Below are 25,108 nucleotides of genomic sequence, written 5' to 3' on the forward strand. Positions count from 1 at the left end.
TCCCTTTCGCTCGCAACCGCGCAGCGCGATACTGCGGGTTTGAAGTACACATCGTAGCGAGATAGCTCGTGGCGCCAGCTTCACCAGCCGGCGGGCAGCGGATGGCCCTCGGCAAAGCCCGCTCCCGACTGCACGCCCACCACGGCCCGCTCATGCAGCTCCGCCAGGTTCGAGGCACCCACATAGGTGCAGGTGCTGCGCACGCCAGAAGTTATGTGGTCAATTAGGTCCTCCACACCTCCGCGGTCGGGGTCAAGGCCCATCCGCGACGTCGAGATGCCTTCCTCGAACAACGCCTTACGAGCTCGGTCGAACGGGTTGTCCGCGCCGGTCCGGGCCACCACCGCCCGCTTGGATGCCATGCCGTAGCTCTCCTTGTACGGCTGATCGTCGCGGTCACGCATCAGGTCTCCGGGGGATTCGTAGGTGCCGGCGAACCACGATCCGATCATCACGTTCGAGGCGCCGGCGGCCAGCGCCAGAGCCACGTCGCGTGGATGCCGGATCCCGCCGTCGGCCCAGATATGACCACCGAGCTGCCTTGCCGCAGAAGCGCATTCGAGCACAGCGGAGAACTGCGGGCGGCCGACACCGGTCATCATTCGGGTGGTGCACATGGCGCCGGGGCCGACACCGACCTTGACGACGTTCGCCCCGGCTTTCAGCAGATCCCGGGTGCCCTCCGCCGACACCACGTTTCCCGCCGCCAGCGGCAAACCCAAGTCCAGTGCCGAGACCGCCTTGATCGCGTCCAAGGTCTTGACCTGGTGTCCGTGTGCGGTGTCGATGACTAGCACGTCGACGCCGGCTTCGGCGAGCGCTCGGGCCTTAGCGCCCACGTCGCCGTTGATGCCGACGGCCGCGCCGATCCGCAGCCGGCCCGCGCTATCGGTGGCCGGGGTGTAGATACCGGCGCGGATAGCCCCGGTGCGGCTTAGCACTCCCGCCAACGTGCCGTCGGCGTCGGTCAGCACCGCAACGTCGACCGGGGCGTGCTCCAGCAGGTCGAAGATCTTGCGTGGCTCGGTTCCCGCTGGAGCGGTCACATAGTCCGTCACGGCGATATCGCGCACCCGGGTGAAGCGATCCACGCCCAGGCAGGACGATTCGCGCACCAATCCGATCGGGCGACCCTCGAGGATGACCACCGCGACGCCATGTGCGCGCTTGTGGATGAGCGCCATGGCGTCGGACACCGAATCGTCGGGTGCCAGCGTCACTGGGGTGTCGAGCACCAGGTCCCGGCTTTTGACGAACGCCACCGTCTGCTTTACCGCCGGGATCGGCAGATCCTGCGGCAGGATTACGATGCCACCGCGGCGGGCGACCGTCTCGGCCATCCGCCGCCCGGCTACCGCGGTCATATTGGCGACCACTACCGGAATGGTGGTGCCCGAGCCGTCGGCGGTGGACAAATCGACGTCGAAGCGCGACGCGACCTCGGATCGGTTCGGAACGATGAACACGTCGTTGTATGTCAGGTCGTACCCGGGTGGGTGCCCGTCTAGAAATCTCATCACTTACCCCTTTACCCCCCTTTAGTTCTAGCCCGCTACACCGGTACTTCGGTGCGGTCTGAACTCCATAGTGTGTGGAACTTGCCTGGTTCGTCGATCCGGCCGTAGGTGTGTGCGCCGAAGAAGTCGCGCTGGGCCTGGGTGAGTGCAGCGGGCAGCCGCGCGGTGCGCAGCGCGTCGTAATACGACAGGGCCGACGAGAATCCCGGGGTCGGGATACCCAGTTGGGCCGCCGTCGACACCACACGCCGCCAACTGTCGATCGCCGATTCGACGGCGCCGCGGAAATACGGGGCCACAATCAGACTGGCCAGGTTCGGGCTGGCGTCAAAGGCTTCCTTGATGTGGTTGAGGAACTTCGCCCGGATGATGCAGCCGCCACGCCAGATGGTGGCCAGGTCGCCCGGCGTGATGTCCCAGCCGAATTCGGCGCTGCCGGCCTGGATCTGGTTGAAGCCCTGAGCGTAGGCCACGATCTTGGAGGCGTACAACGCCTGGCGGACGTCTTCGGTGAACGTGGCGGGGTCGGCGGGCTGCTCGCCGAGCTTGCCCGAAGCCAGACCGCTGGCGGCCGAGCGTTGCCCCACGGATCCCGAGAGAGCGCGGGCAAACACCGCTTCGGCGATGCCGGTCACCGGCACACCCAGGTCCAGCGCGGACTTGACGGTCCAACGGCCGGTGCCTTTCTGCTCGGCCCGGTCCACGATGACGTCGACGAGCGGTTTGCCGGTCTTGGCATCGGTCTGCCGCAGCACCTCGGCGGTGATCTCGACCAGGTAGCTGTCCAGATCGCCATTGTTCCACTCGGTGAACACATCGGCGATCGCCGGCGCGGTCAGACCTAGCCCGTCGCGCATCAGCTGGTAGGCCTCACCGATGAGCTGCATGTCGGAGTACTCGATGCCGTTGTGGACCATCTTGACGAAGTGCCCGGAGCCGTCCGGGCCAATGTGGGTGCAGCACGGCACGCCGTCGACATGCGCGGAGATCTCCTCGAGCAGCGGACCCAGCGATTGGTATGACTCGGCGGGTCCGCCGGGCATGATCGACGGCCCGTTCAACGCGCCCTCTTCGCCGCCGGAGATCCCGGCCCCGACGAAGTGCAAGCCCCGCTCACGCATCGCTTTCTCGCGGCGCATGGTGTCGGTGTACAACGCATTGCCGCCGTCGATGATGATGTCGCCGGGTTCCATGGCGTCAGCAAGTTCGTTGATGACAGCGTCAGTGGCCTCTCCGGCCTTGACCATGATCAGCACCCGACGCGGTTTTTCCAGTGCGGCAAGAAATTCGGGGATCGTTTCACTGCGCACGAACTTGCCGTCTGAGCTGTGCTCCTTAAGCAGCGCGTCGGTCTTGGCGACCGACCGATTGTGCACTGCCACGGTGTAGCCGTGCCGGGCGAAGTTTCGGGCGATGTTGGAACCCATCACGGCCAGGCCAGTGACGCCGATCTGCGCGATGCCGGCTGGCGATTCCGACGAACTCATGTCCTGCCTTTCAGTTGGGCCCGGCTTCGCTAGGCGATGAACAGCCGCTGCAGCTGCGTGAGCCACGGTACGGCCAGCGCGACGGTGGGCACCACCAGGACGGCGGCCGCAGCTAGATATGCGGCCGCGGACAGAACCGCGCTATTTCCACGCCCCGACAGCCGGCGCACGCGGAGCACCGTGCTGGGACCTCCGACGGCCAACGCACCCGACGGCGCCCGCCCGGACGCACAGGCGACCAATGCCCGAGCCAGGGGAGTGCGCCCGGCGGCGCGCACCGCGGCGTCATCGGCCAGGAGCTCGACGAGTAGCTGCACCGCCCCCAGCGCATTGGCGCTGCGGACCAACCGCGGGAAAGCCGCGTGCACCGCGGTAAACGCCTCCAGGACAAGATCGTGGCGGGCGCGTAGATGAGCCCGCTCATGGGTAAGGATCGCCGCGACCTCGGCGTCGGCGAGCGCGGTCAGTGTGCCTTCGCTGACCACAACCCGGCTACGCACACCGGGCAGACAGTAGGCAAGGGGCTGCGCGACGTCCAAGACCCGAAGGTCGCGGGCCCGCGCGCACGGCTGGGCAAGCGCGCCATTGTGTCCGACCCCGACGAGATCGACCACCATGCGGTGGTGTGCCCGTCGTCGTCGCGTGGCGGTGGCGACGCGCACCACGGCGACCGCCAGCCGGGCACCGACCAGCACAGTCAACGCAAAGACGGTGATGTAGGCCGCCCACAGCGGCCAGCCGAGGCGGCCGGCCGCGCCGACGAAGCTGGTCGTAGGGCGTCCGTCGGGACCGGGCATGAGCAGCCTGCTAGCGATCGCGATTCCGGCGCTGAACGACGACAGCACCGCGGCCAGGGCAATCGCCTGCCACAGCACCATGGCGGCGCGCGGTGCGCGCAGTGGCCATGTTGCCCGGGCTAGCAGGGCTGGGGTCGGGCCAGCCAGCAGCACCGCGAGGATGGTGAAGGCCAGCGCGGACACGCCGTTAGTCTCCCTCAGGTCTCCGTTGCCGCGCCAGCCGGTGGCCGATTGCCATGACCGGCTTCCAATTCGGCGAGCGCACGTCGTAGCGCATCCGCCTCGTCGGCACCGACTCGCTCGACGAAGTGCACCAGCGCGGCTTGCCTGCTGCCGGAGTCCTCGGCCTGAGCCAATGCATCGACCATCAGCCCGGCGACCAATTCGTCGCGGCCGTGCACGGGAGCGTAGCGGTGGGCTCGATCGTCGCGGATCTGCAGCACGCGGTTCTTCTTTGCCAACCGTTGCAGCACGGTCATCACCGTCGTGTAGGCAAGGTCGCGGCGCGCCGACAACGCTTCGTGGACTTGGCGAACGGTTTGGGGTTCCGTCCTGGACCACAAATGGTCCATGACCGCGCGTTCCAAATCCCCCAACCGTGTCAGCTTGGCCATTGTTCGTTCATCTCCTGCGGGTTGAAACCAGCGTACTCCGGCTTACTACTCGCTGTCGTATCCAAACCGGCGGGCGGCCGTACCGGGCCTATGCACCCGGCTCGCAAACATTACACGCTAACGCTTGCTAAATTAGGGCAGCCTTGCCTATCATTACTTCGTCGAGCCACAACGACCGCGGCCGAGTCCTGAGGGCTGCAGTGACCCCCGGTCGACTCGATCGGCGAGCCCCGTGCCTTGGTGCACGGGGCTCGCCCGTTGGTGTAGACACAAGGACGTGCAGCCATCGCCGGACTCACCCGCTCCGCTGAATGTCACCGTGCCGTTCGACAGCGAGTTGGGTTTGCAATTCACCGAACTGGGTCCCGACGGGGCCCGAGCGCAGCTCGACGTCCGGCCCAAGTTGTTGCAGCTGACGGGCGTCGTGCACGGCGGTGTCTACTGCGCGATGATCGAGAGCATCGCCAGCATGGCAGCCTTTGCCTGGCTCAATTCGCACGGCGAAGGCGGGAGTGTGGTCGGCGTTAACAATAATACGGATTTCCTGCGCTCCATCAGCTCAGGGATGGTGTATGGCACCGCCGAACCGCTGCATCGGGGTCGGCGGCAACAGCTGTGGCTGGTCACCATCACCGACGACACCGACCGGGTGGTCGCCCGCGGCCAAGTGCGGCTGCAGAACCTCGAGGCGCGGCCTTAACCCGCTCGAAACCGTTGAACCTGCCGCGGCGTGGCAGGATCGCAGAGCATGCGCCTGACGCCGCACGAACAGGAGCGTTTGCTGTTGTCCTACGCCGCCGAGTTGGCCCGCCGGCGTCGGGCCCGCGGCCTGCGCCTCAATCATCCGGAAGCCATCGCGGTGATCGCCGACCACATCCTGGAAGGCGCGCGTGACGGCCGCACCGTCGCAGAGTTGATGGCATCCGGGCGTGAGGTGCTCGGCCGTGACGATGTGATGGAGGGAGTGCCGGAGATGCTCGCCGAGGTACAGGTGGAGGCGACGTTTCCGGACGGCACCAAGTTGGTCACCGTGCATCAGCCGATCGCATGATTCCCGGAGAAATCTTTTACGGCAGTGGTGATATCGAGATGAACGCCGCGGCACTCTCCCGCCTGCAGATGCGGATCATCAACGCCGGCGATCGTCCGGTGCAGGTCGGTAGCCACGTCCATCTCCCGCAGGCCAATCGGGCGCTGTCATTCGACCGTGCGACGGCCCACGGCTACCGTCTGGACATCCCGGCGGCGACAGCGGTGCGCTTCGAGCCGGGCATTCCCCAAATCGTCGGGTTGGTTCCGTTGGGCGGACGGCGCGAGGTACCCGGTCTGACGCTAAATCCGCCCGGACGGTTGGACCGCTGATGGCGCGACTGTCAAGGGAGCGCTACGCACAGCTGTACGGACCTACCACCGGCGACCGGATACGGCTGGCCGACACCAACCTGCTGGTTGAGGTCACCGAAGACCGGTGTGGGGGACCGGGACTGGCCGGTGACGAGGCGGTGTTCGGCGGCGGCAAGGTGCTGCGCGAGTCCATGGGCCAGGGCCGTGCGAGCCGGGCCGACGGTGCCCCCGACACCGTGATCACCGGTGCGGTGATCATCGACTACTGGGGAATCATCAAGGCCGACATCGGGATTCGCGATGGCCGCATCGTCGGGATCGGAAAGGCCGGCAATCCCGACATCATGACAGGTGTGCATCGGGATCTCGTCGTCGGGCCGTCCACCGAAATCATCAGCGGCAACCGTCGAATCGTCACCGCAGGCACCGTCGACTGTCACGTGCACTTGATCTGTCCGCAGATCATCGTCGAAGCCTTGGCCGCGGGCACCACCACGATCATCGGCGGTGGCACCGGACCCGCCGAGGGCACCAAGGCCACCACAGTCACTCCCGGCGAGTGGCACCTGGCCCGGATGCTGGAGTCACTGGACGGTTGGCCGGTGAACTTCGCGCTGCTCGGCAAGGGAAACACCGTGAATCCCGACGCACTGTGGGAACAGTTGCGCGGTGGCGCATCGGGTTTCAAACTCCACGAAGACTGGGGATCGACCCCGGCGGCCATCGACACCTGCTTGGCGGTCGCCGACGTGGCCGGGGTGCAGGTTGCGCTGCACTCCGACACTCTCAATGAGACCGGATTCGTCGAGGACACCATCGGCGCGATCGCCGGACGTTCGATTCACGCCTACCACACCGAGGGCGCCGGCGGCGGGCACGCACCGGACATCATTACCGTCGCGGCGCAACCGAATGTACTGCCCAGCTCGACCAATCCGACCCGCCCGCATACGGTGAACACCCTTGACGAGCATCTCGACATGCTGATGGTGTGCCACCACCTCAACCCCCGGATCCCGGAGGACCTCGCGTTTGCCGAAAGCCGGATCCGACCGTCCACCATTGCGGCAGAAGATGTGTTGCACGATATGGGGGCAATCTCGATGATTGGCAGCGATTCCCAGGCGATGGGCCGTGTCGGCGAGGTGGTGCTGCGCACCTGGCAGACCGCGCACGTGATGAAAGCCCGCCGCGGGGCACTGGAAGGTGACCCGTCTGGTAGCCAAGCCGCCGACAACAACCGGGTCCGCCGCTACATCGCCAAATACACCATCTGCCCGGCCATCGCACACGGCATGGATCACCTGATCGGTTCGGTGGAGGTGGGAAAGTTGGCCGACCTGGTGTTGTGGGAGCCGGCGTTTTTCGGGGTTCGCCCGCACGTCGTGCTCAAAGGTGGGGCGATCGCCTGGGCAGCGATGGGCGATGCGAACGCGTCAATCCCGACCCCGCAACCGGTGCTCCCGCGACCGATGTTCGGCGCGGCCGCGGCAACCGCGGCGGCGACCTCGGTGCACTTCGTCGCGCCGCAATCCATCGACGCGCGCCTGGCGGACCGGCTCGCGGTCAATCGGGGACTAGCGCCGGTGGCCGACGTGCGCGCAGTGGGCAAGACCGACCTGCCGCTCAATGATGCCCTACCGAGCATCGAGGTCGATCCCGACACCTTCACCGTGCGAATCGACGGCCAGGTGTGGCAACCGCAGCCGGCCGCCGAACTACCTATGACACAACGGTATTTCCTGTTCTAATGACCTCGCTGGCCGTGCTGCTCACCCTCGCCGACTCGCGGCTGCCCACGGGTGCGCACGTGCACTCGGGCGGCATCGAAGAAGCCATCGCCGCCGGCATGGTGACCGGCCTGGCCACCCTGGAAGCGTTCCTGAAACGGCGGGTCCGCACCCACGGCCTGCTGACGGCGTCCATCGCGGCCGCGGTGCACCGGGGCGAGCTGGCCGTCGACGACGCCGACCGGGAAACCGACGCGCGCACACCGGCTCCCGCGGCCAGACACGCCTCACGCAGCCAGGGCCGCGGGCTGATCAGGCTGGCACGGCGGGTGTGGCCCGATTCCGGCTGGGAGGAACTGGGCCCGAGGCCGCATCTGGCGGTTGTGGCCGGACGGGTCGGCGCGCTGAGCGGGCTGGCGCCCGAGCACAACGCCTTGCACCTCGTCTACATCACAATGACCGGCTCGGCCATCGCCGCCCAGCGACTGCTGGCGCTAGATCCCGCCGAAGTGACCGTGGTGACCTTCCAGCTGTCCGAACTGTGCGAGCAGATCGCGCAGGAGGCCACAGCCGGACTGGCAGACTTGTCTGATCCGCTGCTGGACACGCTCGCCCAGCGGCATGACGAGCGCGTGCGTCCCCTGTTCGTTTCCTGAAAGGTAAGGCATGGCAACGCATTCCCATCCCCACTCGCACACCGTGCCCGCTCGGCCAAGGCGGGTCCGCAAACCGGGCGAGCCACTGCGCATCGGCGTCGGCGGCCCGGTCGGCTCCGGCAAGACCGCACTGGTGGCGGCGCTGTGCCGGCAATTGCGGGGAGAGCTGTCGCTGGCGGTGCTGACCAACGACATCTACACCACCGAAGACGCCGACTTCTTGCGCACACATGCGGTGCTGCCAGACGACCGGATCGCGGCCGTGCAGACCGGCGGCTGCCCGCACACCGCGATCCGCGACGACATCACCGCCAACCTGGATGCGATCGACGAGTTGATGGCCGCCCACGACGCGTTGGACCTGATCCTGGTCGAATCCGGCGGCGATAACCTCACGGCCACCTTCTCTTCGGGGCTGGTGGATGCGCAGATCTTCGTCATTGACGTTGCCGGCGGCGACAAGGTGCCGCGCAAGGGCGGGCCGGGGGTGACCTATTCGGATTTGTTGGTAGTCAACAAGACTGACCTGGCTGCATTGGTGGGCGCCGACCTGGCGGTGATGGCCCGCGATGCGGACGCGGTGCGCGACGGCCGCCCGACGGTGCTGCAATCGTTGACCGAGGACCCAGCTGCCAGCGATGTCGTGGCCTGGGTTCGTAGTCAACTGGCCGCCGATGGAGTCTAGTGTTCTGGTGGTCGCGTCGCCGAATCGGTTGCCGCGCATCGACTGTCGGGGCGGTGTCCAGGCACGCCGAACCGCGCCCGACACGGTGCACCTGGTGTCGGCGGCCGCGACCCCGCTGGGCGGTGACACCATGAGAATCCGGGTGATCGTGGAACGGGGTGCCCAGCTACGGCTGCGTAGTGCCGCCGCGACGGTGGCCTTGCCCGGCGTGGATACCCTGACGTCGCATGCTCACTGGGAGATCGACGTGACCGGCACCCTGGATGTGGACCTGGAGCCGACGGTCGTCGCCGCCTCAGCCCGGCATCTGTCGCATGCCACCTTGCGCCTGCACGACGACGGTCGGGTCCGCTTGCGCGAGCGCGTGCAGATTGGCAGATGCAATGAGCGCGAAGGATTTTGGTCGTCATCGCTGCAGGCCGATCGGCATGGTCGTCCCCTGCTGCGGCACCGGGTGGAACTGGGTGCCGGGTCTTTGGCCGACGACGTCATTGCGGCGCCGCGCGCCACTATCAGCGAGCTGCGCTATCCGGCGACGGCATTCACCGACGCCATCGACGCACGGTCGACCGTTTTGGCGTTGGCGGGTGGCGGAACACTGAGTACCTGGCAGGCTGACCGGTTGCCTGGCTAACGCTAGCTGGCCACCTTAGCGCTTGCCGCTGAGCCCTGCGCCTCGGCGGCCAGCTCGGCCAGCTGTTCGAGCCGCGTTCGCGCAAATGCCTGCTGGTCGGTGATGGTCAGCTGGCCGCGGCGAGTACTGAGGAAAGTCACCGTCCACGACAGCAGAGTGGTGATCTTGGTCTTGAACCCGATCAGGTACGCCAGGTGCAGCACCAGCCAAATCAGCCAGGCGATAAAGCCGCTGAACTCAACGGGACCGATCTTGGCCACCGCCGAAAACCTCGAAACCGTGGCCATCGATCCCTTGTCGAAGTACTGGAATGGCTCACGCTCCGCCGGGTTGGCGCCGGCCAGTTCGGCCTTGATCGTGCTGGCGACGTATTTCGCCCCCTGGATGGCGCCCTGCGCCACACCCGGCACACCCTCCACAGCGGCCATATCGCCCACCACGAACACGTTCGGGTACCCGGGAATGGACAGGTCGGGCAGCACTTGGACCCGGCCGGCCCGGTCGAGCTCAACCCGTGATTGCTCGGCAAGGTCCCTGCCCAACCGACTGGCCGAAACCCCGGCCGACCAGACCTTGCAGGCCGACTCGATGCGCCGGACGGTGCCGTCGGAGTCCTTGACGGTGATGCCGTTGCGGTCGACGTCGGTGACCATCGCACCCAGCTGGATTTCCACGCCCAGCTTCTGCAACCGGGCAGCCGCCCGCTGACCGAGCTTTGCGCCCATCGGTGGCAGCACCGCCGGGGCGGCGTCAAGCAGAATCACCCGCGCCTTGGTCGAGTCGATGTGCCGGAATGCGCCCTTCAACGTGTGCTCGGCCAGCTCGGCGATCTGTCCGGCCATTTCAACACCGGTGGGGCCAGCCCCGACAACGGTGAATGTCAGTAGCTTGGCCCGCCGTTCCGGATCGCTGGACCGTTCGGCTTGCTCGAAAGCGCTCAATATGCGGCCACGCAACTCCAACGCGTCGTCGATGGACTTCATGCCGGGTGCGAATTCGGCGAAATGGTCGTTGCCGAAATAAGACTGGCCAGCACCCGCGGCGACGATCAGGCTGTCGTAGGGGGTTTGGTAGGTGTGACCGAGCAATTCCGAGACGACGCACTGCCCGGCCAGGTCGATGTGGGTGACGTTGCCCAACAGTACCTGGACATTGCGCTGCTTACGCAGCACGACCCGGGTCGGCGGAGCGATTTCTCCCTCGGAGATAATCCCGGTGGCCACTTGGTACAGCAGCGGCTGGAACAGGTGATGGGTGGTGCGCGCGATCAGCTTGATGTCAACGTCGGCCCGCTTGAGCTTCTTTGCCGCGTTTAGCCCGCCGAACCCAGATCCGATGATCACAACTCGATGCCTACGAGGTGGTTGCGCTGTGGGTTCTTGCTGGGGACTCATGTTCCGCTGCTCCTGACGGGGTCACCTCGATGAGCGAGTTCAGTTAGCTACTACGGTAGTCAACCCGACCGCTGCAGGCCCAGTTGAGGACATGTGTCATCAGCCACACCACAGCGTGCCTGCGTCACCGGCCCCCGGTGGCTACACACCCAGCAGCGGGCGCAGCGCTTCAGCGGCGGTGGTGATGACCCCGGGCAGATAGCCGTGCGGAGCCAAGTTGATGATTAATCCGTCGACACCGGCATCGAGCACCTTGGCCTGAATTTGGTCGGCGATCTGTGCCGGGCTGCCCACCACCACGCGACCGCTCATCTCCGCGGGAATCGCATCTGGCGAGAGTGTCTCGTCGATCATCACCGTCAACAGCAGGCTGGTCTGAAGCGTCGACCGGTCCCGGCCGGCCTCGTCGCACCGCGCGGCCAGCGCCCGCATCTTGCGCGGCAGCTCGTCGACCGCCGCCACGATGTTGAGATGGTCGGCAAAGCGGGCGGCGATCGCGAATGTCTTTTTCTCACCACCGCCGCCGATCAAGATTGGGATGCGGTCGCGATACCGCGGCTCGGCCATCGCCGATTCGGTGGTGTACCAATCGCCGAAAAACGTTGGGCGCTCACCCTTGACCATTGGCTCGAGGATCTGTAGCGCCTCTTCGAGCCGGTTGAACCGGTCACTGAAAGTGCCGAACTCGAAGCCGAGCTGGCGGTGTTCCAGCTCAAACCAACCGGCTCCAATGCCGAGGATCGCTCGACCGGCGCTAACCACGTCGAGCGTGGTGATGATCTTTGCCAGCAGGGTCGGGCTGCGGTAGGTATTGCCGGTCACCAACGCGCCCAGTTGCAGCCGCTCGGTCGCCGTGGCCAGCGCACCAAGGGCCGTGTAGGCCTCCAGCATCGGCTGGTCGGGCGTCCCCAACATGGGCAGTTGGTAGAAGTGGTCCATCACAAACAGGGAGTCGTAACCAGCCGCTTCGGCCTCACGCGCTTGAGCGATGACGGACGGGAAAAGCTTCTCCACCCCTGTGCCGTAGGAGAAGTTGGGGATCTGTAGACCCAGCCGAATAGTCACACTACCTACCGTAGCGATCGGCCGGTGAAGCGAAAGGTTCAGCCGAAGTGAGCCAGCGCGCCGTGGCTGACGTGCAGCGTCTGGCCGGTGATGTGGCGAGCCGCAGGGGTGGTAAGGAACAGCGCCAGCCGCGCAATCTCGGCCGCGACGGGCGCGGGTGTGCGCGAAAGCCCTTCGTAACCGGTCTGCACGCTGCGGCCGCAAGCGACTGTATTGATGGTGATCCCGCGCGTGCCGAAAACGGCGGCCTGGCCCGCGATCCAATTCGAGAGGGCCGCTTTGATCGCGGACTCGGCGCCACCGGCAGGCGGGTTCTCCGCCACCACGCTGACAATCGAGCCGCCGGAGCGCAGGTGATCGCCCACGGATTGCACCGTCAGCACCACCGAGAGCACCGTCGCGTCGAGCGCATTGCGCCAGGCGTTGGCCGTGTCGGACACCGAGTAGGCGCGCGGGTCACCGGCATCCCAGGACGGCGCTGGCACGTTGACGATGGTGTCCAGGTGACGGGGGAACAGTCCCCGTGCCTCGGTGAGGCTGGTCGGGTCGGTGGTGTCGCACACAACGGCGTCCACGTCGAGTTCCTTCGCGGCGACCTCGAGGTCGCCGCGGCGGGCACCCACCAGGGTGACCTTGTGGCCGTCGTTGCGAAAGCCTTCAGCCATTGTGCGTCCGAGATCGGTATCCCCGCCGGTGACCAGCACCTCCACTGCCATGACCTCCTCGTGTTCAACGCTGAACCCAGACCCTGGACCGTTGCCTGGAATCGCATCGTGATGGCGTAAGCTCCGGTAGATGTTACTGGACAGTAGCTATTCGGGGAAACTCCGCACCGCCACGACGCGCAGACGATCTTGGTAACCATTAGGTTTGGCCAGTGCGTTGGATCGGACTGTCAACTGGCCTAGTGTCATCGATGCTGGTCGCGGGCCTGGTGGCATGTGGATCGAATTCACCCGCATCGTCGCCAGCCGGGCCGACGCAGGGTGCCCGGTCGATCGTGGTGTTCGCGGCTGCCTCGCTGCAGTCTGCGTTCACTCAGATCGGTGAGCAGTTCAAAGCCGGCAACCCAGGGGTTAACGTCAACTTCGCTTTCGCTGGTTCTTCTGAGTTGGCCACCCAGCTGACCCAGGGCGCGACCGCCGACGTCTTTGCATCTGCGGACACCGCGCAAATGGACAGTGTGGCCAAGGCGGGGTTGCTGGCCGGTCATCCGACAAACTTCGCCACCAACACGATGGTCATCGTTGCCGCCGCAGGCAATCCCAAGAAGATCCGATCTTTTGCCGACCTCACGCGGCCGGGGCTCAACGTGGTGGTCTGCCAGCCGTCGGTGCCATGCGGATCGGCGACCCGGCGCATCGAAGATGCAACCGGGATTCATCTCAACCCGGTCAGTGAGGAACTTAGCGTGACCGACGTTCTGAACAAGGTCATCACCGGGCAAGCCGATGCCGGGCTGGTCTATGTCAGTGACGCGCTCAGCGTTGCCACCAAAGTGACGTGTGTCAGATTTCCCGAAGCCGCGGGTGTGGTCAATGTCTACGCCATCGCGGTGCTAAAGCGGACCTCCCAGCCCGCTCTGGCCCGGCAGTTCGTGGCCATGGTGACCGCTGCGGCAGGTCGGCGGATCCTGGATCAGTCGGGTTTCGCCAAGCCCTGACGATGCACCCGCCTACGGATCTGCCTCGTTGGGTATATCTCCCGGCGATCGCGGGGATCGTGTTCGTGGCAATGCCGCTGGTCGCGATCGCCATCCGGGTCGATTGGCCGCGTTTCTGGGCGCTGATCACTACTCCGTCTTCTCAAACGGCCCTGCTGTTGAGCGTGAAGACCGCCGCGGCCAGCACGGTGCTGTGCGTACTGCTGGGCGTCCCGATGGCGCTGGTGCTGGCCCGCAGCCGCGGACGACTGGTGCGGTCGTTACGACCGCTGATCCTGTTACCGCTGGTGCTGCCGCCGGTAGTCGGGGGTATCGCGTTGCTCTACGCGTTCGGCCGGCTCGGCCTGATCGGGCGCTACCTGGAGGCGGCCGGCATCAGCATCGCATTCAGTACCGCGGCTGTGGTGCTGGCGCAGACCTTTGTCTCGCTGCCGTATCTGGTGATTTCCCTAGAGGGTGCAGCCCGCACCGCCGGAGCCGACTACGAGGTGGTGGCGGCGACACTTGGGGCGCGGCCCGGCACTGTCTGGTGGCGCGTGACCCTGCCGTTGCTGCTCCCGGGCGTGGTGTCCGGATCAGTACTGGCGTTTGCCCGCTCGCTCGGAGAGTTTGGCGCGACCCTAACCTTTGCCGGTTCCCGGCAAGGGGTCACCCGTACCCTTCCGCTGGAGATTTACCTGCAGCGGGTGACCGATCCGGACGCGGCGGTGGCATTGTCACTGCTGCTCGTTGTGGTAGCGGCACTGGTGGTGCTGGGTGTGGGTGCTCGTACGCCGATCGGGACCGATACCAGGTAGCCGGTCATGAGCAAGCTGCAGCTGCGCGCGGTCGTCGCCGACCGGCGTTTGGACGTCGAATTCTCGGTGTCCGCGGGCGAGGTGCTTGCAGTGCTCGGGCCCAACGGTGCGGGCAAGTCCACCGCCCTGCATGTTATCGCGGGGCTGCTTCGCCCCGACGCGGGCTTGGTACGTTTGGGGGACCGGGTGTTGACCGACACCGAGGCCGGGGTGAATGTGGCGACCCACGACCGTCGAGTCGGGCTGCTGTTGCAAGACCCGTTGTTGTTTCCACACCTGAGCGTGGCCAAAAACGTGGCCTTCGGACCACAATGCCGTCGCGGGATGTTTGGGTCCGGGCGCGCTAGGACAAGGGCGTCGGCACTGCGATGGCTGCGCGAGGTGAACGCCGAGCAGTTCGCCGACCGTAAGCCTCGTCAGCTATCCGGGGGCCAAGCCCAGCGCGTCGCCATCGCGCGAGCGTTGGCGGCCGAACCGGATGTGTTGCTGCTCGACGAGCCGCTGACCGGACTCGATGTGGCCGCGGCCGCGGGTATCCGTTCGGTGTTGCGTAGTGTCGTCGCGAGGAGCGGTTGCGCGGTAGTCCTGACGACCCATGACCTGCTGGACGTGTTCACGCTGGCCGACCGGGTATTGGTGCTCGAGTCCGGCACGATCGCCGAGATCGGCCCGGTTGCCGATGTGCTTACCGCACCTCGCAGTCGTTTCGGAGCCCGTATCGCCGGAGTCAACCTGGTCAATGGGACCATTGGTCCGGACGGCTCGCTGCGCACCCAGTCCGGCGCCCACTGGTACGGCACCCCGGTCCAGGATTTGCCTACTGGGCATGAGGCAATCGCGGTGTTCCCGCCGACGGCGGTGGCGGTGTATCCGGAACCGCCGCACGGAAGCCCGCGCAATATCGTCGGGCTGACGGTGGCGGAGGTGGATACCCGCGGACCCACGGTCCTGGTGCGCGGGCATGATCAGCCTGGTGGCGCGCCTGGCCTTGCCGCATGCATCACCGTCGATGCCGCCACCGAACTGCGTGTGGCGCCCGGATCGCGCGTGTGGTTCAGCGTCAAGGCGCAGGAAGTGGCCCTGCACCCGGCACCCCACCAACACGCCAGTTCATGAGCCGACCCGCGCCGTCCTTGCGTCGCGCCGTTAACACGGTAGGTTCTTCGCCATGCATCAGGTGGACCCCAACTTGACACGTCGCAAGGGACGATTGGCGGCACTGGCTATCGCGGCGATGGCCAGCGCCAGCCTGGTGACCGTTGCGGTGCCCGCGACCGCCAACGCCGATCCGGAGCCAGCGCCCCCGGTACCCACAACGGCCGCCTCGCCGCCGTCGACCGCTGCAGCGCCACCCGCACCGGCGACACCTGTTGCCCCCCCACCACCGGCCGCCGCCAACACGCCGAATGCCCAGCCGGGCGATCCCAACGCAGCACCTCCGCCGGCCGACCCGAACGCACCGCCGCCACCTGTCATTGCCCCAAACGCACCCCAACCTGTCCGGATCGACAACCCGGTTGGAGGATTCAGCTTCGCGCTGCCTGCTGGCTGGGTGGAGTCTGACGCCGCCCACCTCGACTACGGTTCAGCACTCCTCAGCAAAACCACCGGGGACCCGCCATTTCCCGGACAGCCGCCGCCGGTGGCCAATGACACCCGTATCGTGCTCGGCCGGCTAGACCAAAAGCTTTACGCCAGCGCCGAAGCCACCGACTCCAAGGCCGCGGCCCGGTTGGGCTCGGACATGGGTGAGTTCTATATGCCCTACCCGGGCACCCGGATCAACCAGGAAACCGTCTCGCTCGACGCCAACGGGGTGTCTGGAAGCGCGTCGTATTACGAAGTCAAGTTCAGCGATCCGAGTAAGCCGAACGGCCAGATCTGGACGGGCGTAATCGGCTCGCCCGCGGCGAACGCACCGGACGCCGGGCCCCCTCAGCGCTGGTTTGTGGTATGGCTCGGGACCGCCAACAACCCGGTGGACAAGGGCGCGGCCAAGGCGCTGGCCGAATCGATCCGGCCTTTGGTCGCCCCGCCGCCGGCGCCGGCACCGGCTCCTGCAGAGCCCGCTCCGGCGCCGGCGCCGGCCGGGGAAGTCGCTCCTACCCCGACGACACCGACACCGCAGCGGACCTTACCGGCCTGACCGGATCCGGCCGCACCCCAAGTGATACCCCTGGGCGGGGTGTCAGCGCGGCCGGGCGCTCTTGAGCCGGCGCAGCGGCGTCCATGGAGCGCCGCCGGCCAACGCGGCGTTCTTGGCGCCGGCGCGAACGTTGTTCAGGTGCCAACCGGTGGTGGGTCGTGGTTGGCGACTTGTACCGCTTCCGGTTCTCCATAGGTCGCGCCGGGGACGGGCAGCGGGTCGTGTGCGCGTCTTTCAGTGCACCGTGCGAAACGCCGACACCGTTGAACTCCACCTGAAAGCACCGCTGAACAGCAGAAAAGCGCCCACGAAAACACCGTGGGGCGCCACACACGTTTGATCACGCCACAACCCACCGACACCGTCACTACCCTCAAATCGTTACGCAGAAGCGGTATACCGATATCACGGCCCTGTGCTGGGCTAAGCCAGCGTCTGCAAGGAGAACCGCATGGACATCACGGCAACAACCGAATTTTCCGCCATGAACCTCGACGGCAAGACGGGTATAGGTTGGCTCGGCTACATCGTCATCGGCGGTATCGCCGGCTGGCTCGCCAGCAAGATCGTTAAGGGGGGCGGCTCGGGCATCCTGATGAACGTTGTGATCGGCGTCGTCGGGGCATTCGGCGCCGGCTTGGTCCTTAACGCGCTGGGCGTCGACGTCAACCATGGCGGGTACTGGTTCACCTTCTTCGTCGCCCTGGGCGGGGCTGTCGTCCTGCTGTGGATCGTCGGCATGGTGCGCAAGACCTAGCGCCAAACTGTTGTCGGCCATGCAAATTGAGTGTGACTGCGGCGGCCGGCGACGGGTAGCGGCATGATGGAGTGATGGTCTCACCGGCGACCACGGCGACGATGAGTGCGTGGCAGGTGCGTCGGCCCGGCCCGATGGACACCGGCCCGCTCGAACGAGTGACCACCCGGGTGCCGCGCCCGGCGCCATCGGAGTTGCTGGTGGCCGTGCACGCATGCGGGGTGTGCCGCACCGATCTCCACGTGACCGAAGGTGACCTGCCCGTGCACCGCGAACGGGTGATTCCCGGCCACGAGGTAGTGGGAGAGGTCATTGAGGTGGGCTCAGCGGTGGGCGCGGCTGCCGGTGGCGAATTCGACCGAGGAGACCGGGTGGGTATCGCCTGGCTGCGTCACACTTGCGGGGTCTGCAAGTACTGCCGGCGCGGCAGCGAGAACCTCTGCCCGCAATCCCGCTACACCGGCTGGGACGCCGACGGGGGATACGCCGAATTCACGACGGTTCCTGCGGCTTTCGCGCACCATCTGCCGAGCGGCTATAGCGACAGCGAGCTGGCGCCGTTGTTGTGCGCCGGCATCATCGGATATCGATCGCTGCTGCGCACCGAGCTACCACCCGGTGGCCGGCTGGGTCTCTACGGATTCGGCGGCAGTGCCCACATCACCGCCCAGGTCGCGTTGGCGCAAGGCGCCGAAATACATGTGATGACACGCGGGGCCCGCGCGCGCAAGCTGGCGCTGCAACTTGGCGCTGCATCGGCTCAGGACGCCGCCGACCGGCCACCCGTGCCGCTGGACGCCGCGATCTTATTCGCCCCGGTCGGGGATCTGGTGCTGCCCGCGCTGGAAGCGCTGGACCGTGGCGGCATCTTGGCGATCGCCGGGATCCACCTGACCGATATTCCGGACCTGAACTACCAGCAGCACTTGTTCCAGGAGCGTCAGATCCGGTCGGTCACGTCGAACACCCGCGCCGATGCGCGCGCGTTCTTCGACTTCGCCGCCCAGCATCACATCGAGGTCACCACGCCGGAGTACCCGCTTGGCCAAGCCGATCGTGCGCTGGGCGACCTGAGCGCCGGCCGCATCGCCGGTGCCGCCGTGCTGCTGATCTGACCGAGCTCAGGTCGACAGGTGCCAGACCAGGGCAGCGGCCAGGGCACCCATCCCGTTCAGCGACCAATGCAGTGCGATCGGTGCGATCAGGCTGCCGCTGCGCCGTCGCAGCCAGCTGAACACGAATCCGGCCACTCCGGTGGCCAACACCGCCAGCATGACACCGGCCACCAGCCCGATGATCCCGCCACCGAACAGTCGAGTGAAGCCGACATTGCTGCTCGTGATCCCCAGCGACGTCGCAATATGCCACAGACCGAACAGCACCGAACCCGCCACCGCGACACCCCGGAATCCCCAAGCCCGATTCAGCGCCCCATGCAACACACCGCGGAAGGCCAGCTCTTCGGGGATGACGGTTTGCAGCGGGATCATGACCATCGAGGCGATCACCGCGCCGGAGATCGTCGCGTAGTGATGGTTCATGAACATCGGCCGGGTTATCGGCAGCAGGACACCTACCGAGATCACCGCCACCACCAGGGCAACGGCCGCTAGCGCATAGACGAGCCCGGATTTCCAGTGTTGGCGGCTCAGTCCGAGTTCAGCCCAGCCCAGGCCTCTACTCCGCACCAAGATCACCAGTCCGACCGCGGCGGCCGGGACGGTGGCGATGCTCGCCCACGGTGTGGTGAAATGCGCGATCAGGTTCGTCAGTACCAGCACCAGGACGACGACGGCGATGTCGACATATATCCGGAACCGGTGCATCACCGAGAGGTGCGACACCAGTGGACCTGGATGAACGGCTGCGCAAGCAGTCAAGTGGTCAGACATCGTCAGCAGAGTCTACCGGCGGAGGGCTCGGTGTCCGCTCTCGCGCGTAGGCCTTGAGCTCGGCTGCGAGCGCGTCTGCCGCCAACAGCTGGGGAAGCAGCTCCGATTCAGAGGTTCGGGCGCGAAACACGAGCCCGACGGTCACGTTGTGCTCAGGGCGGTAATCGACGGTGATTGTGTCGCCGGCGCGCACTGTTCCGGGAGCGATCACCCGTAGGTAGGCGCCTGGTTTGGCGGCCCGGGTGAAGGTCTTGATCCAATAACGCAAATCCAGGAAGGCCGCGAAGGTCCGGCACGGGATCCGGGGCGCCGAGACTTCCAACACCAATCCGTCGGAGCCGATGCGCCAGCGTTCACCAATCCGCGCGTACGTCACGTCGACGCCCGAGGTGGTCAGATTCTCGCCGAACATTCCGTTGTGAAGGGTGCGGTGAAGCTGGGTTTCCCACGCGTCGAGGTCTTCTCGCGCATACGCATAGACGGCCTGATCATCACCGCCATGGAGCTTCGGGTTGCCGACGGTGTCGCCAACCAGGCCGCTGCCGACACCCGCATGCATCGACCCGGGTGCCCGCACCATGACCGCCTCAGATGCCGCCACTTTGTCGATTCCGGTCAACTTCGACTGCGCGCGCGGATCAGGGTTCGCCCGAACACGAGCCAGGTTGACCGACAACACATGCGCCACCCGCACAGGGTAGCTCTGACGCGCGTTGGTCCACGCCAGCCGGCGCGGCGCAACGGTCACTCCTCGCCGCGAGCCCGAGCCTCGTAGGTCCTGCGCTTCTCCATGTCGACATCGTCGGTGAAGACATGCTCGCCGCCGAGGAGTCGGTTCAAGCCCTCGGAAACCTGGCGCGGCATGAACCGCTGTGCCACGATCATCGAGCCAGCCGCTTTCGTGACCCGCACCCGCGGTTTGGGATGAACAATCAGCCCGACGATCGCGTCGGCGATATCGGCCGGCTCGGCGTTCTTGAATCCTTTGATCCCACCGGTGCCCGCAATGAGCTCGGTGTTGACAAACGACGGCAACACCATCGAGAACTTCACGCCGGCCGAACGGTATTCAAGCCTGGCCGAATCGGTGAACGCGACCACCGCGTGCTTGCTGGCACAGTAAGTGGCCACGCCTACGGCGTAGATTTCCCCGGCAAGCGAGGCGACATTGATAACGTGTCCCCGCCCGCGCGGGACCATCCGCTGCGCCGCCAGCTTGCTACCCAAGATCACCCCGTAGACGTTGATGTCCAGGATTCGGCGGGTTACCGGGTCTGGTTCGTCGACAATCCGCCCCACGGGCATGATGCCGGCGTTGTTGACCAGCACGTCGATCGGGCCGAGTTGGCGCTCGACGGCGTCGAGGAATCCCGAAAACGAATCCGGGTCGGTGACATCGAGTTTGCCGTACATGTCGAGGTCGAGATCGGCACCCGACTCTTTCGCCATCGCCTCATCGATGTCGCCGATAGCGACCTTGGCTCCCAAGTTGTGCAGCGCGGCCGCTGTGGCCAATCCGATCCCCCGGGCGCCGCCGGTGATGGCGATTACTTTGTCCTGGACCTTGTCCCGGATCTTGACGCCGATGGATGTCCTGCCTGGCACTGTCGTCCCTTCGCTCGGCGGGCCTTAGCCGCCGTCCAATGCGGTCGCGCCCGTGTAGTCACGGTAGCCGCGAACGCCGATGAAACAGCTACGGTGTGCACGTGCCCGAACGATTGCTCGATGCCGTGCGTGTGCTCGACTTGTCCGACGGCTGTTCTGCTGGAGGCACCGATATGGTGACACGACTGCTCGCCGACCTGGGCGCAGACGTTCTCAAGGTGGAACCCCCCGGCGGCAGCCCAGGACGCCACGTGCGGCCCACGCTGGCCGGCACCAGCATCGGGTTCGCCATGCACAACGCGAACAAACGCAGCGCAGTGCTCAACCCGCTCGACGAGAGCGACCGTCGGCGGTTCTTGGACCTCGCCGCCAGCGCCGACATCGTCGTCGACTGTGGTCTTCCGGGACAGGCCGCCGCGTACGGGGCATCGTGTGCCGAGTTGGCCGATCGCTACCGACACCTGGTGGCGCTGTCGATCACCGACTTTGGCGCTGCCGGTCCGCGGTCGTCATGGCGCGCGACCGATCCGGTGCTGTACGCGATGAGTGGTGCTCTCTCGCGGTCGGGCCCTACCGCCGGCACGCCGGTACTGCCGCCGGACGGTATCGCTTCGGCAACCGCAGCGGTGCAGGCAGCCTGGGCCGTACTGGTCGCCTATTTCAACCGATTACGTTGTGGTACTGGGGATTACATCGACTTCTCCCGGTTTGACGCCGTCGTTATGGCGTTGGATCCCCCCTTCGGGGCGCACGGGCAGGTCGCAGCCGGCATCCGCAGCACCGGGCGATGGCGGGGACGGCCCAAGAACCAGGACGCTTACCCGATTTATCCGTGCCGGGACGGCTACGTACGGTTCTGCGTGATGGCGCCGCGGCAGTGGCGCGGGCTGCGCCGCTGGTTGGGGGAGCCCGAAGATTTTCAGGACCCCAAGTACGACGTGATCGGCGCACGTTTGGCCGCATGGCCGCAGATCAGCGTGTTGGTCGCGAAGTTGTGCGCCGAGAAGACCATGAAGGAGTTGGTGGCAGCCGGCCAAGCGCTCGGGGTTCCCATTACCGCGGTGCTGACACCGTCGAGAATCCTGGCCTCCGAACACTTCCAGGCGGTGGGTGCGATCACCGATGCCGAGCTCGTTCCGGGGGTGCGCACCGGGGTGCCTACCGGATACTTCGTTGTCGACGGGAAGCGCGCCGGTTTCCGTACTCCGGCCCCCGCCGCGGGGCAGGACGAACCGCGCTGGCTCGCGGATCCAGCGCCGGTGCCCCCACCCTCAGGCCGGGTCGGCGGCTATCCATTCGAAGGTCTGCGGATTCTTGATCTGGGCATCATCGTGGCCGGCGGCGAGCTCAGCCGGCTGTTCGGCGACTTGGGCGCCGAGGTCATCAAGGTCGAAAGTGCCGACCACCCCGACGGGTTGCGGCAGACCCGAGTCGGGGATGCGATGAGTGAATCATTCGCGTGGACCCATCGCAATCACCTCGCGCTGGGCCTGGACCTGCGCAACAGCGAGGGCAAAGCGATCTTCGGTCGCCTGGTCGCTGAATCCGACGCGGTGTTCGCCAACTTCAAACCGGGAACCCTTACCTCACTTGGGTTTTCCTACGATGTACTGCACGCCTTCAACCCCCGGATCGTGCTCGCCGGGAGTAGTGCATTCGGGAACCGAGGGCCGTGGAGCACCCGGATGGGCTACGGGCCACTGGTGCGCGCCGCCACCGGGGTCACCCGTGTTTGGACATCCGATGAGGCGCAGCCGGACAACTCTCGGCATCCCTTCTACGACGCGACGACGATCTTCCCCGACCACGTTGTCGGGCGGGTCGGTGCCCTGCTCGCGCTGGCGGCCCTGATCCACCGCGATCGAACTGGCGGCGGAGCCCACGTCCACATCTCCCAGGCCGAAGTCGTCGTCAATCAGCTAGACACCATGTTCGTTGCCGAGGCCGCCCGAGCGACCGACGTTGCCGAGATCCACCCGGACACCAGTGTGCATGCGGTCTACCCTTGTGCTGGCGACGACGAATGGTGCGTCATCTCAATCCGCTCCGACGATGAATGGCGTCGCGCGACATCTGTTTTCGGCCAGCCTGAATTGGCGAACGACCCACGCTTCGGGGCAAGCCGGTCACGCGTGGCCAACCGTTCGGAGTTGGTGGCCGCAGTGTCGGCCTGGACCAGCACCCGTACCCCGGTGCAAGCGGCCGGCGCGCTGCAGGCGGCCGGAGTTGCGGCCGGCCCGATGAATCGCCCGTCGGATATCCTCGAGGATCCCCAGCTGATCGAGCGAAACCTGTTCCGCGACATGGTGCATCCGCTGATCGCCCGTCCGCTGCCCGCCGAGACGGGTCCGGCTCCGTTTCGTCACATTCCGCAGGCACCCCAACGCCCGGCGCCGCTGCCCGGACAGGACAGCGTTCAGATCTGCCGCAAGCTGCTCGGCATGACCGCGGACGAGACCGAACGCCTAATCAACGAGCGCGTAATGTTCGGGCCGGCCGTCACTGCCTAAGTGGTCTCGCCGGTGTCGTTCGTCGACGGTCGGCTGATTGCCCTTCCGGCTCCGAGATCGACGTTTTGCCCGCCTGTTCGTGCTTTATCTGCGAAGCCCCGATCTGGGCGCATCGGGGTGACGCATTCGGGCAGCTAAAGCTTTTCGACCCGCAAGCCGGCGGTGCCCCTCCTCGTTCCGCTGCCCGGTCTGCTCGATCGGTTCGGGGTCGCCGCGCTAGGCCCAATTGCCCGGCTCCTCCTCGGGCCGTTCCACGACCCGCATCGTCGCCGGGCTAGGTTCAAGCCATGCCGGTAGACCCCAGGACGCCAGTGCTGATCGGCTATGGACAGGTCAACCACCGAGGCGACATCGACGCCGAGAAGCAGTCCATCGAACCCGTCGACCTGATGGCCGCCGCGGCCCGGAAAGCCGCGGATTCGACGGTGCTCGAGGCGGTGGATTCGATCCGTGTGGTGCACATGCTGTCGGCGCATTACCGGAATCCCGGGCAGCTCCTCGGCGAACGAATCAAGGCGAGGACCTTCACCACCGGTTACAGCGGGGTGGGCGGCAACATGCCGCAATCCCTGGTCAACCGGGCATGCCTGGACATCCAGCGCGGGCGGGCCGGCGTGGTGCTGCTGGCTGGCGCCGAAACCTGGCGCACCCGAACGGGCCTGCGCGCCAAGGGCAGCAAACTGGAGTGGACTGTGCAGGACGAATCCGTTCCGCTGCCGGACATGGCCGGCGACGACGTTCCGATGGCCGGTGCGGCTGAGCTGCGGATCAACCTGGACCGGCCGGCCTACGTGTACCCGATATTCGAGCAGGCGCTGCGCATCGCCTACGGCGAGTCGATCGAGAACCACCGAAAGCGGATCGGCGAGCTGTGGGCGCGGTTCAGTGCCGTAGCTGCTGACAACCCGCACGCGTGGATCCGCAACCCGGTTACGGCTGACGAGATCTGGCAGCCCGGCCCACAGAACCGGATGGTCAGCTGGCCCTACACCAAGCTTATGAACTCCAACAACATGGTTGACCAGGGTGCCGCGCTGCTGCTGACGTCGGTCGAACGTGCGACACGTCTGCGAATACCGGCCGAACGCTGGGTTTATCCACAGGCTGGCACCGACGCCCACGACACACCGGCCGTCGCCGACCGCCACCGACTGCATCGGTCGACGGCCATTCGGATCGCCGGTGCCCGGGCGCTGGAACTGGCTGGGCTGGGGCTCGATGACATCGAATACGTCGACCTGTATTCGTGCTTTCCCTCCGCTGTCCAAGTCGCCGCAATCGAACTCGGCCTGGACACCGACGATCCTGCCCGCCCGCTGACCGTCACCGGGGGCCTGACCTTCGCCGGCGGGCCGTGGAGCAATTACGTCACGCACTCCATCGCCACCATGGCTGAACTGCTGGCGGCCAATCCCGGGCGCCGAGGTCTGATCACCGCCAACGGCGGTTACCTGACCAAACACAGTTTCGGGGTCTACGGCACCGAGCCGCCGTCGGAATTCCGCTGGGAGGACATGCAACCCGCGGTCGATAGGGAGCCCACCGGAGATGGGTTGGTCGAGTGGGAAGGCATCGGCACCGTCGAAGCGTGGACCACACCAGTCAACCGGGACGGACAACCCGAGAAGGCGTTCCTGGCGGTGCGCACGCCCGACGGGTCGCGCAGCTTGGCCGTGATCACCGATCCCGCATCGGTGCAAGCAACGGTGCGCGAGGACATCGCCGGCGTCAAGGTTGCCGTCGCCCCCGACGGCACCGCGACCCTGCGATAGCCGGCGGGCAGCACGAGTCACGTTCCAGAAGCAATGGTCGCGC

At 66.2% G+C, this 25,108-nt stretch carries 25 protein-coding genes; 15 read left to right on the plus strand and 10 right to left on the minus strand.

Translation table 11 applies throughout. The features are described 5' to 3' along the window. Positions 1 to 80: 80 nt before the first annotated feature. The 4 genes from FF952_RS09745 to blaI are packed head-to-tail and all read right to left on the minus strand — an operon-like array spanning position 81 to position 4,415. Entirely contained in the window at positions 81 to 1,520 is a 1,440-nt protein-coding gene (locus tag FF952_RS09745; RefSeq protein ID WP_003902189.1) for a GuaB1 family IMP dehydrogenase-related protein, read from the minus strand. A gap of 32 nt (positions 1,521 to 1,552) precedes the next feature. Further along, positions 1,553 to 3,004 carry an NADP-dependent phosphogluconate dehydrogenase gene (gnd, locus tag FF952_RS09750; RefSeq protein WP_003409284.1) on the minus strand — a complete coding sequence of 484 codons (1,452 nt, stop codon included), beginning with the start codon at positions 3,002 to 3,004 and terminating at the stop codon, positions 1,553 to 1,555. Positions 3,005 to 3,033: 29 nt separating this feature from the next. Continuing rightward, positions 3,034 to 3,984: a M56 family metallopeptidase gene (locus FF952_RS09755; RefSeq protein WP_003409298.1), complete on the minus strand. Its 951-nt coding sequence runs from the start codon at positions 3,982 to 3,984 to the stop codon at positions 3,034 to 3,036. 14 nt (positions 3,985 to 3,998) lie between these two features. After that, the gene (gene blaI, locus FF952_RS09760) at positions 3,999 to 4,415 is read right to left on the minus strand and encodes a transcriptional repressor BlaI (protein ID WP_003903649.1); all 417 of its coding nucleotides are present in this window, start codon (positions 4,413 to 4,415) and stop codon (positions 3,999 to 4,001) included. A gap of 277 nt (positions 4,416 to 4,692) precedes the next feature. On the opposite strand from blaI, the gene FF952_RS09765 reads away from it, so the two are divergent. From FF952_RS09765 to FF952_RS09795, 7 genes are read left to right on the plus strand one after another with little or no spacing between them, the layout of a single operon-like run. Then, the gene (locus tag FF952_RS09765; RefSeq protein WP_003903650.1) at positions 4,693 to 5,115 is read left to right on the plus strand and encodes a PaaI family thioesterase; all 423 of its coding nucleotides are present in this window, start codon (positions 4,693 to 4,695) and stop codon (positions 5,113 to 5,115) included. Between the two features lie 48 nt (positions 5,116 to 5,163). Continuing rightward, positions 5,164 to 5,466, plus strand: a complete 303-nt coding sequence (locus FF952_RS09770; protein ID WP_003409305.1) for an urease subunit gamma — start codon at positions 5,164 to 5,166, stop codon at positions 5,464 to 5,466. Beyond that, positions 5,463 to 5,777 carry an urease subunit beta gene (locus tag FF952_RS09775; RefSeq protein WP_003409308.1) on the plus strand — a complete coding sequence of 105 codons (315 nt, stop codon included), beginning with the start codon at positions 5,463 to 5,465 and terminating at the stop codon, positions 5,775 to 5,777. The genes FF952_RS09770 and FF952_RS09775 overlap by 4 nt, the downstream gene beginning before the upstream one ends. After that, positions 5,777 to 7,510 (plus strand): urease subunit alpha, encoded by a 1,734-nt coding sequence (locus tag FF952_RS09780; protein WP_003899049.1) that lies wholly within the window; start codon positions 5,777 to 5,779, stop codon positions 7,508 to 7,510. The genes FF952_RS09775 and FF952_RS09780 overlap by 1 nt, the downstream gene beginning before the upstream one ends. Further along, positions 7,510 to 8,145, plus strand: coding sequence for an urease accessory protein UreF (locus FF952_RS09785; RefSeq protein WP_003899050.1), 636 nt, complete (start codon positions 7,510 to 7,512; stop codon positions 8,143 to 8,145). Before FF952_RS09780 ends, FF952_RS09785 begins: the two co-directional genes overlap by 1 nt. Before the next feature lie 10 nt (positions 8,146 to 8,155). Further along, the gene (ureG, locus tag FF952_RS09790; protein ID WP_003409313.1) at positions 8,156 to 8,830 is read left to right on the plus strand and encodes an urease accessory protein UreG; all 675 of its coding nucleotides are present in this window, start codon (positions 8,156 to 8,158) and stop codon (positions 8,828 to 8,830) included. Beyond that, positions 8,820 to 9,464, plus strand: coding sequence for an urease accessory protein UreD (locus FF952_RS09795; protein ID WP_003900422.1), 645 nt, complete (start codon positions 8,820 to 8,822; stop codon positions 9,462 to 9,464). Before ureG ends, FF952_RS09795 begins: the two co-directional genes overlap by 11 nt. A 2-nt stretch (positions 9,465 to 9,466) precedes the next feature. On the opposite strand, the gene FF952_RS09800 is transcribed toward FF952_RS09795, so the two are convergent. The 3 genes from FF952_RS09800 to FF952_RS09810 form a co-directional block, all read right to left on the minus strand. Next, the gene (locus FF952_RS09800) at positions 9,467 to 10,858 is read right to left on the minus strand and encodes an NAD(P)/FAD-dependent oxidoreductase (RefSeq protein ID WP_003409317.1); all 1,392 of its coding nucleotides are present in this window, start codon (positions 10,856 to 10,858) and stop codon (positions 9,467 to 9,469) included. 141 nt (positions 10,859 to 10,999) lie between these two features. Next, positions 11,000 to 11,923, minus strand: coding sequence for an LLM class F420-dependent oxidoreductase (locus tag FF952_RS09805; protein ID WP_003409319.1), 924 nt, complete (start codon positions 11,921 to 11,923; stop codon positions 11,000 to 11,002). Between the two features lie 38 nt (positions 11,924 to 11,961). After that, complete coding sequence (locus FF952_RS09810) at positions 11,962 to 12,639, minus strand: SDR family oxidoreductase (RefSeq protein ID WP_003409323.1); 678 nt, start codon at positions 12,637 to 12,639, stop codon at positions 11,962 to 11,964. Between the two features lie 161 nt (positions 12,640 to 12,800). Here FF952_RS09810 and modA point away from each other — a divergent pair, with 161 nt between their 5' ends. The 6 genes from modA (at position 12,801) to FF952_RS09840 (ending at position 18,401) form a co-directional block, all read left to right on the plus strand. Continuing rightward, positions 12,801 to 13,586: a molybdate ABC transporter substrate-binding protein gene (modA, locus tag FF952_RS09815; protein WP_003904715.1), complete on the plus strand. Its 786-nt coding sequence runs from the start codon at positions 12,801 to 12,803 to the stop codon at positions 13,584 to 13,586. 2 nt (positions 13,587 to 13,588) lie between these two features. Continuing rightward, entirely contained in the window at positions 13,589 to 14,383 is a 795-nt protein-coding gene (locus tag FF952_RS09820) for an ABC transporter permease (RefSeq protein WP_003409329.1), read from the plus strand. A gap of 6 nt (positions 14,384 to 14,389) precedes the next feature. Further along, a complete protein-coding gene (locus tag FF952_RS09825) occupies positions 14,390 to 15,499 on the plus strand; it encodes a sulfate/molybdate ABC transporter ATP-binding protein (RefSeq protein WP_003899051.1) in 1,110 nt (369 codons plus the stop codon). Positions 15,500 to 15,551: 52 nt separating this feature from the next. Next, positions 15,552 to 16,529, plus strand: coding sequence for an adhesin Apa (gene apa, locus FF952_RS09830; RefSeq protein WP_003409337.1), 978 nt, complete (start codon positions 15,552 to 15,554; stop codon positions 16,527 to 16,529). Positions 16,530 to 16,980: 451 nt separating this feature from the next. Further along, entirely contained in the window at positions 16,981 to 17,286 is a 306-nt protein-coding gene (locus FF952_RS09835) for a GlsB/YeaQ/YmgE family stress response membrane protein (protein WP_003409339.1), read from the plus strand. 74 nt (positions 17,287 to 17,360) lie between these two features. After that, positions 17,361 to 18,401 (plus strand): zinc-binding alcohol dehydrogenase family protein, encoded by a 1,041-nt coding sequence (locus tag FF952_RS09840; protein WP_003409345.1) that lies wholly within the window; start codon positions 17,361 to 17,363, stop codon positions 18,399 to 18,401. Positions 18,402 to 18,407: 6 nt separating this feature from the next. Here the strand turns inward: FF952_RS09840 and FF952_RS09845 are convergent, their stop codons facing one another. From FF952_RS09845 to FF952_RS09855, 3 genes are all read right to left on the minus strand, one after another. Next, complete coding sequence (locus tag FF952_RS09845; RefSeq protein ID WP_003904717.1) at positions 18,408 to 19,178, minus strand: CPBP family intramembrane glutamic endopeptidase; 771 nt, start codon at positions 19,176 to 19,178, stop codon at positions 18,408 to 18,410. After that, positions 19,171 to 19,857 (minus strand): MOSC domain-containing protein, encoded by a 687-nt coding sequence (locus FF952_RS09850; RefSeq protein WP_003911693.1) that lies wholly within the window; start codon positions 19,855 to 19,857, stop codon positions 19,171 to 19,173. Before FF952_RS09850 ends, FF952_RS09845 begins: the two co-directional genes overlap by 8 nt. Before the next feature lie 65 nt (positions 19,858 to 19,922). Then, the gene (locus tag FF952_RS09855) at positions 19,923 to 20,783 is read right to left on the minus strand and encodes an SDR family oxidoreductase (protein WP_003409355.1); all 861 of its coding nucleotides are present in this window, start codon (positions 20,781 to 20,783) and stop codon (positions 19,923 to 19,925) included. 95 nt (positions 20,784 to 20,878) lie between these two features. Between FF952_RS09855 and FF952_RS09860 the strand changes: the two genes are divergently transcribed. After that, positions 20,879 to 23,293 (plus strand): CaiB/BaiF CoA-transferase family protein, encoded by a 2,415-nt coding sequence (locus FF952_RS09860; protein ID WP_003900424.1) that lies wholly within the window; start codon positions 20,879 to 20,881, stop codon positions 23,291 to 23,293. Between the two features lie 287 nt (positions 23,294 to 23,580). Beyond that, positions 23,581 to 25,065, plus strand: a complete 1,485-nt coding sequence (locus FF952_RS09865) for an acetyl-CoA acetyltransferase (RefSeq protein WP_003409362.1) — start codon at positions 23,581 to 23,583, stop codon at positions 25,063 to 25,065. Positions 25,066 to 25,108: the final 43 nt, after the last annotated feature.

The sequence above is a fragment of the Mycobacterium tuberculosis complex sp. N0072 genome (assembly GCF_030323725.1).
Lineage (GTDB): Bacteria > Actinomycetota > Actinomycetes > Mycobacteriales > Mycobacteriaceae > Mycobacterium > Mycobacterium tuberculosis.

Coding starts and splice junctions, on each gene's coding strand:
- gnd (WP_003409284.1), bottom strand. CDS start 3,004: ATGAGTTCGTCGGAATCGCCAGCCGGCATCGCGCAGATCGGCGTCACT.
- blaI (WP_003903649.1), bottom strand. CDS start 4,415: ATGGCCAAGCTGACACGGTTGGGGGATTTGGAACGCGCGGTCATGGAC.
- FF952_RS09770 (WP_003409305.1), top strand. CDS start 5,164: ATGCGCCTGACGCCGCACGAACAGGAGCGTTTGCTGTTGTCCTACGCC.
- FF952_RS09775 (WP_003409308.1), top strand. CDS start 5,463: ATGATTCCCGGAGAAATCTTTTACGGCAGTGGTGATATCGAGATGAAC.
- FF952_RS09780 (WP_003899049.1), top strand. CDS start 5,777: ATGGCGCGACTGTCAAGGGAGCGCTACGCACAGCTGTACGGACCTACC.
- FF952_RS09785 (WP_003899050.1), top strand. CDS start 7,510: ATGACCTCGCTGGCCGTGCTGCTCACCCTCGCCGACTCGCGGCTGCCC.
- ureG (WP_003409313.1), top strand. CDS start 8,156: ATGGCAACGCATTCCCATCCCCACTCGCACACCGTGCCCGCTCGGCCA.
- FF952_RS09795 (WP_003900422.1), top strand. CDS start 8,820: ATGGAGTCTAGTGTTCTGGTGGTCGCGTCGCCGAATCGGTTGCCGCGC.
- FF952_RS09800 (WP_003409317.1), bottom strand. CDS start 10,858: ATGAGTCCCCAGCAAGAACCCACAGCGCAACCACCTCGTAGGCATCGA.
- FF952_RS09810 (WP_003409323.1), bottom strand. CDS start 12,639: ATGGCAGTGGAGGTGCTGGTCACCGGCGGGGATACCGATCTCGGACGC.
- FF952_RS09820 (WP_003409329.1), top strand. CDS start 13,589: ATGCACCCGCCTACGGATCTGCCTCGTTGGGTATATCTCCCGGCGATC.
- FF952_RS09825 (WP_003899051.1), top strand. CDS start 14,390: ATGAGCAAGCTGCAGCTGCGCGCGGTCGTCGCCGACCGGCGTTTGGAC.
- apa (WP_003409337.1), top strand. CDS start 15,552: ATGCATCAGGTGGACCCCAACTTGACACGTCGCAAGGGACGATTGGCG.
- FF952_RS09835 (WP_003409339.1), top strand. CDS start 16,981: ATGGACATCACGGCAACAACCGAATTTTCCGCCATGAACCTCGACGGC.
- FF952_RS09840 (WP_003409345.1), top strand. CDS start 17,361: ATGGTCTCACCGGCGACCACGGCGACGATGAGTGCGTGGCAGGTGCGT.
- FF952_RS09845 (WP_003904717.1), bottom strand. CDS start 19,178: ATGTCTGACCACTTGACTGCTTGCGCAGCCGTTCATCCAGGTCCACTG.
- FF952_RS09865 (WP_003409362.1), top strand. CDS start 23,581: ATGCCGGTAGACCCCAGGACGCCAGTGCTGATCGGCTATGGACAGGTC.